Annotated in this window: 5 protein-coding genes; all 5 read right to left on the bottom strand. The window is 71.4% G+C overall.

Annotation, left to right across the window (positions count from 1 at the left end; all coding sequences use genetic code 11):
- Positions 1–191: 191 nt before the first annotated feature.
- The 5 genes from QH283_RS20895 to aroA all read right to left on the bottom strand — a co-directional run bounded on the left by QH283_RS20895 (position 192) and on the right by aroA (position 5,696).
- A complete protein-coding gene (locus QH283_RS20895) occupies positions 192–632 on the bottom strand; it encodes a hypothetical protein (protein WP_280504665.1) in 441 nt (146 codons plus the stop codon).
- A gap of 319 nt (positions 633–951) precedes the next feature.
- Positions 952–2,301 (bottom strand): NADP-specific glutamate dehydrogenase, encoded by a 1,350-nt coding sequence (gene gdhA, locus QH283_RS20890; RefSeq protein WP_280504664.1) that lies wholly within the window; start codon positions 2,299–2,301, stop codon positions 952–954.
- A gap of 406 nt (positions 2,302–2,707) precedes the next feature.
- On the bottom strand, positions 2,708–3,136 hold the full coding sequence (locus QH283_RS20885) for a DUF732 domain-containing protein (protein ID WP_280504663.1): 429 nt from the start codon (positions 3,134–3,136) through the stop codon (positions 2,708–2,710).
- Between the two features lie 248 nt (positions 3,137–3,384).
- Entirely contained in the window at positions 3,385–4,389 is a 1,005-nt protein-coding gene (gene rsgA, locus QH283_RS20880; protein WP_280504666.1) for a ribosome small subunit-dependent GTPase A, read from the bottom strand.
- The gene (aroA, locus tag QH283_RS20875) at positions 4,386–5,696 is read right to left on the bottom strand and encodes a 3-phosphoshikimate 1-carboxyvinyltransferase (RefSeq protein WP_280504662.1); all 1,311 of its coding nucleotides are present in this window, start codon (positions 5,694–5,696) and stop codon (positions 4,386–4,388) included. Before aroA ends, rsgA begins: the two co-directional genes overlap by 4 nt.
- Positions 5,697–5,804 lie beyond the last annotated feature (108 nt).

Raw genomic sequence — 5,804 nt, 5'->3', positions numbered from 1 at the left:
GGGGTGTGGTTTCTGTTTACACCCCCCCGCTCCCCGCCGCGCGGGTGCGGGGGGGCGGTTGGTGGTAACTCCTGGCGTGGCGTCGGCCGCGACGCGCTCGCCGGGAGTTCCCCGGCGGATACCCGAGCGGCGGTATCCGGGGTGGGGATGGTTCGTGGGCGTCGGGTGCCCGGGTGTCGGCTGCCCGGGTGTCAGTTGCCCGCGGACAGGCTGCCCAGCAGGCTGCCGAGGCCGCCGGTGCCGACCGAGGAGCCGCTGTTGCCGCCACCGATGGGCGGCGGGGTGCAGTCCTCCACCGTGACTGTCACCGACTTGTTGCTGACGATCTCCTGGACCGCCTTGAGGGTGTGCGAGCCGGTGGTGGCCGGCGTCCAGGAGAACACGGCCTTGCTGTTCGAGCCGGGCCGCTTCTGGCCGATCTCGGTGCCGTTGTCGGTGAGGGTGACTTCGAACAGCAGCGAGGTGATCGTCACGTCGACGGTGACGGTGTAGGTGTCGCCGACGCAGAACCGGTCGCCGCTGACCTCGATGTCGGTGACCAAGGCGTTGGCGTTGGGGGCCGCGAGCACCGCGACAGCGGCCAGAGCGCCGAGTGCGGTCGTGCCGACGCCCGCACGCTGGGACTTCTTCATGGGTGGTACTCCTTCGCATTGCCCGCGTCGAAGAGCGAGCAATGCGAAACGCTAGTACTTCGCTTCTGTTTGCGCAGCGGTTTCCGTAGAAATCGCCACGCGACCGGTGGCACCCGCCGTCAGTCGGTCCGGCGGGCCGGGTACCGGGTGGCCGCCGCGGCCGGTCCGGTCTCCTGACCCCGGCCGACAGCACGCGACCGCCGGCTCCGCCCGCGCGGGTGGATCCCGGCAGGCGGCGAGGTCTGCTCGCTGGTTGCCGTGTCCGGCGTGGCCCGCGGGCGCGCGGTGCCGGTGGGCTACCGGGTGCGGCGCGGCACGCTCAGATGACGCCGAGGGCGAGCATGGCGTCGGCGACGCGGATGAAGCCCGCGATGTTCGCGCCCGCGGTGTAGCTGCCGGGAGAGCCGTAGTCCTCGGCGGTCTCCAGGCAGCGGTCGTGGATGCCGCGCATGATCTCGGCCAGCCGGGCGTCGGTGTACTCGAACGACCACGAGTCGCGGGAGGCGTTCTGCTGCATTTCCAGCGCGCTGGTGGCCACACCGCCCGCGTTGACGGCCTTGCCGGGGGCGAAGGTGACCTCCGCCTCGGCCAGCGTGCGCACCGCCTCGGGGGTGCAGGGCATGTTGGCGCCCTCGGCGACGATGGCGCAGCCGTTGCGCGCCAGGGTGGCCGCGGCGTCCTTGTCGAGCTCGTTCTGGGTGGCGCACGGCAGGGCGATGTCGCAGGCCACGTCCCAGATCGACCCGCCCTCGACGTAATGGGCGTCGTTGCGGCACTCGCCGGGGTAGGCGCTGATGCGCGCGCGGCGGGCCAGCTTGATGTCCTTGATCAGCGCGAGGTCGATGCCCTGTTCGTCGACGATGTAACCGGCCGAATCGGAGCAGGCCACCACGACGCCGCCGAGCTGCGCGACCTTCTCGATGGCGTGGATGGCCACGTTGCCGGAGCCGGACACCACCACGCGCTTGCCCTCGAAGCTGTCGCGGCGCGAGCGCAGGATCTCCTCTACGAAGTAGACCGTGCCGTAGCCGGTGGCCTCCGGGCGCACCTGCGAGCCGCCCCAGGTGAGGCCTTTGCCGGTCAGCACGCCGGACTCGTAGCGGTTGGTGATGCGCTTGTACTGGCCGAACAGGAAGCCGATCTCCCGGCCGCCCACGCCGATGTCGCCCGCGGGCACGTCGGTGTGCTCACCGATGTGCCGGTACAACTCGGTCATGAACGACTGACAGAAGCGCATGACCTCGCCGTCGGAGCGGCCCTTCGGGTCGAAATCCGAACCGCCCTTGCCGCCGCCGATCGGCATGCCGGTCAGCGAATTCTTGAAGATCTGCTCGAAACCGAGGAACTTCACGATCCCGAGGTACACGCTGGGATGGAAGCGCAGGCCGCCTTTGAAGGGGCCGAGCGCGGAATTGAATTCCACGCGGAAACCGCGATTGATCTGCACGCGGCCCTGATCGTCGATCCACGGAACCCGGAAGATGATCTGCCGTTCCGGCTCGCACAACCGCCGGATGATCTCGCCGTCGGTGTACTCGGGGTGCTTGGCCACGACCGGCGTGAGGCTCTCGAGCACCTCGTAGGTCGCCTGATGGAACTCCGCCTCACCAGGGTTGCGGTGCAGGATCTCCTCGTAGATGTCGCGCAGCCTCGCGTCCAAGTCAGCCATGTGCCGATCATCCTCCCCGGGCGTGCGCGCGAACGCACCGCCCCGCGCTCAGGTGTGTGAGGTCACTTTCCGCGCCCGGCCACGGACGAGGTCGGCGGCCGTTTCTCCGCGTGATCGGCCGGCACGCGAATTCGTCACGGCACGGAATTTCTCGATCGGTTTCCCGGCCCGGCCGGAGAAACTCGTGTCGCCGATGCCGGAATGGCGCTTTTTTGGTTTTCCGGCCTTTTCCGTTCCCCGTCCGTCGCGCGCCACGATGAACGAACCGCCCGCCGTTCGTGCGCCGAGCCGAGCGCTCGCGTCGTGCCGCGGCGCGCTCCCGTCGTGCCGAAGGGGCGGGCTGATCGCCGACGGTGCTCAGCGGACGCCTCGATCCGGCCGCGGCGGTGATCGGCCGGGCGGCGGGTCAGAGCAACCGGTTGTGCGGGCAATACGTGCGGATGGCCGCCTCCAGGAACAGATGCGGGTATTCGACTGTGCCGACAGCGGATTCGGCGAGATAGATGTGGTCGGCGGGCCGGTTGCCCGCGCTGTCCAGATAGGCGCACTGGCTGCGCGCGAGCTTGATGGCGGCGTCCTGCACGGCGACGGGCTCGTCGTCGAAGAAGCTCTGCCGCAGGAACTGCCGGTCCAGGGCCGAGCGTCCACCGGAATGCGTTGCCGCCGACGGCTTGTCGGGCACGGCCGCGGGAAGTTCCGGCGAGGCCGAGGGCAGGTCGGGGGCGGCGACGGCCGGGGCCACGCTGCCGGACACCAGGGTCGAGGCGCCGACGAGCACGGCGGGGACGGCGAGAAGTGCTGCGAGGACGCGGGAACGGGCGAGGTGCGTGCGCATGTGTCCTTCTGCTGGCCGAGAGCGGTGTGTGACACGGGCGCGGAGAACGGTAGCGCGAAAACAGCAGGTAGGAGGCTTATCGTGCGGTGCGCCGCGAAAGATTCGGGGCGGGGGTGGGCCATCGGTTCGGACTCGCCGAGCGATCCGTCCGCCGGGTCCGCCGGGAGGGGGAATACGGGTCGGTCTTCACCGAAGCCCGGTGTTCACCAGGGCACGACCGGGCCGCCGCCGCGGTGTTCACCAGGGCGTCACCACGGGTCGTTGGAGTTCAGTGCGACCAGCAGCCTGCGGATGGCGGCCACCCGCTCAGCGCTGCCCGCCAGCTCGTCCAGGGCGCACTCCGGGTCGGCGGGCGGGCCGAGGTGGGTGCAGCCGCGCGGGCAGTCCTCGATGGCCTCGGCGAGATCGCTGAACGCGGCGATCACGTCGTCGGGGGTGATGTGGGCCAGGCCGAAGGACCGCACGCCCGGAGTGTCGACCACCCAGCCGCCGCCGGGCAGCGGCAGCGCCACCGACTGCGTCGAGGTGTGCTTGCCCTTGCCGACGCCGGAGACCTCGCCCACCGCGCGCTCGGCGTCCGGCACCAGCCGGTTCACCAGTGTGGACTTGCCGACGCCGGAGTGACCGATGAAGGCGGTCACCCGATCGGTGAGCAGCTCGAGCGCCTCGTCGAGCGGGTCGTCGATGCCCGCGTGCACGATGGTCAGGTCGAGATCGGCGAAGGCGGCGGCGAATTCGGAATCCGCGGCCAGGTCGCGCTTGGTCAGGCACAGCACCGGGCGCAGACCGCCGACATAGGCGGCGACCATCGCCCGCTCCACGAAACCGGTGCGCGGCGGCGGGTCGGCCAGCGCCACCACGATGAACAACAGTTCGGCGTTGGCCACCACCACGCGCTCGAACGGGTCGGTGTCGTCGGCGGTGCGCCGGAGCACGGTGCGGCGCTCGTCGACCCGCACGATGCGGGCCAGGCTGTCCGGCTTGCCGGACAGGTCGCCGACCACGCCCACCTCGTCGCCCACCACGATCGGGGTGCGGCCGAGTTCGCGGGCGCGCATGGCCACGATGCGCCGATCGGGATCGCCGCCGAGCACGCAGCCCCAGCGGCCGCGGTCCACCGCCACCACCATCGCCTGCTCGGCGTCGGCGTGCCGCGGACGGTTCTTGGTGCGCGGGCGGGAGCTGCGGCCGGGACGAACCCGGACGTCGGATTCGTCGTAACCCGCGGCGGAACGACGACGTGGCGGGTTCAGCGCGCGGCTCCGCCCGACTCGGCGACCGCCGTGTCGCCCACCAGCATCTGCTCCCACAACGCGACGAACCCGGGCAGTGTCTTGGCCGTGGTGCCGATGTCCTCGATCTCCACGCCGGGCACCCGCAGGCCGAGGATCGCGCCCGCGGTGGCCATCCGGTGGTCGGCGTAGGAGTGCCAGATGCCGCCGTGCAGCGGGGCAGGCTCGATCTCCAGGCCGTCGTCGGTCTCGGTGACCCGGCCACCGAGCCGGTTGATCTCGGTGGACAGCGCCGCCAGCCGGTCGGTCTCGTGACCGCGCAGATGCGCGATGCCGCGCAGCCGCGACGGCGAGTCGGCCAGCGCGGCCAGCGCGGCCACGGTGGGAGTGAGTTCGCCGACGTCGTGCAGGTCGATGTCGATGCCCGCCAGCCGGTCCGGGCCGGTCACGGTAAGCACGCTGTCGGTGAAGCGGGCCTCCGCGCCCATCCTGACCAGGATCTCGCGGATCACGTCGCCGGGCTGGGTGGTCAGCCGCGGCCAGTGCGGGATGCTCACCCGGCCGCCGGTGATCGCCGCGGCCGCGAGGAAGGGAGTGGCATTGGACAGGTCGGGTTCGACCTCCCAGTCCACCGCGCGGATCACGCCGGGCCGCACCGCCCAGATCTGCGGGGCCCTCGGATCGGTGGGCGCGTCCACCTCCACGTCGGCGCGGCGCAGCATCTCCACGGTCATCTCGATGTGCGGCATGGACGGCAGCGGGGCGCCGTCGTGGTGCACGGTGACGCCCTCGGTGAAGCGGGCCGCCGACAGCAGCAGGCCGGAGACGAACTGCGAGGAACCGGAGGCGTCGATGGTGACCGCGCCGCCGCGCAGGCCGCCGGTGCCGGTCACGGTGAAAGGCAGTGTGTCGCCCTCGATCTCGGCGCCGAGCGAGCGCAGCGCGTCCAGAATGGTGCGCAGCGGGCGGAGCTTGGCCTGGGTGTCGCCGTCGAAGTGCACGCGGCCGTCGGCCAGCGCGGCGACCGGCGGCAGGAACCGCATGACGGTGCCCGCGAGGCCGCAGTCCACGGTGCCGCCGCCCAGCGGGGCCGGGGTGACCGTCAGCGTCTCGCCGTCGCCCTCGATCCGCGCGCCCAGCGCGCGCAGGCCGGCGATCATCAGGTCGGTGTCGCGGCTGCGCAGCGCGCCGGTGATGGTGGATGGACCGTCGGCGAGCGCCGCCAGGATCAGCGCGCGATTGGTGATCGATTTCGACCCAGGCAGGGTCACGGTCGCGTGAACAGGGACGTCGACGTGGGGCGCTGGCCAATGAGTCACGGTGTCCATCTTTGCCCATCGCCTCCGCGGACACGCAGGCGGATGCGAACTGTGGCCCATTCGACGCGCGGCACCGCCCCCGCGGGCATCGGTGCCGGGCGCCGGCCCCAGACCCCC

It is taken from the genome of Nocardia farcinica (assembly GCF_029867845.1).
Lineage (GTDB): Bacteria > Actinomycetota > Actinomycetes > Mycobacteriales > Mycobacteriaceae > Nocardia > Nocardia farcinica_A.
The sequence above is the reverse complement of the archived record's forward strand: the minus strand, read 5'-3'. Positions and strand labels throughout refer to the sequence as shown.

Excerpts from the sequence above, each read along its gene's own strand:
- QH283_RS20895 (WP_280504665.1), bottom strand. The coding sequence starts at position 632 with ATGAAGAAGTCCCAGCGTGCGGGCGTCGGCACGACCGCACTCGGCGCT.
- gdhA (WP_280504664.1), bottom strand. The coding sequence starts at position 2,301 with ATGGCTGACTTGGACGCGAGGCTGCGCGACATCTACGAGGAGATCCTG.
- QH283_RS20885 (WP_280504663.1), bottom strand. The coding sequence starts at position 3,136 with ATGCGCACGCACCTCGCCCGTTCCCGCGTCCTCGCAGCACTTCTCGCC.
- aroA (WP_280504662.1), bottom strand. The coding sequence starts at position 5,696 with ATGGACACCGTGACTCATTGGCCAGCGCCCCACGTCGACGTCCCTGTT.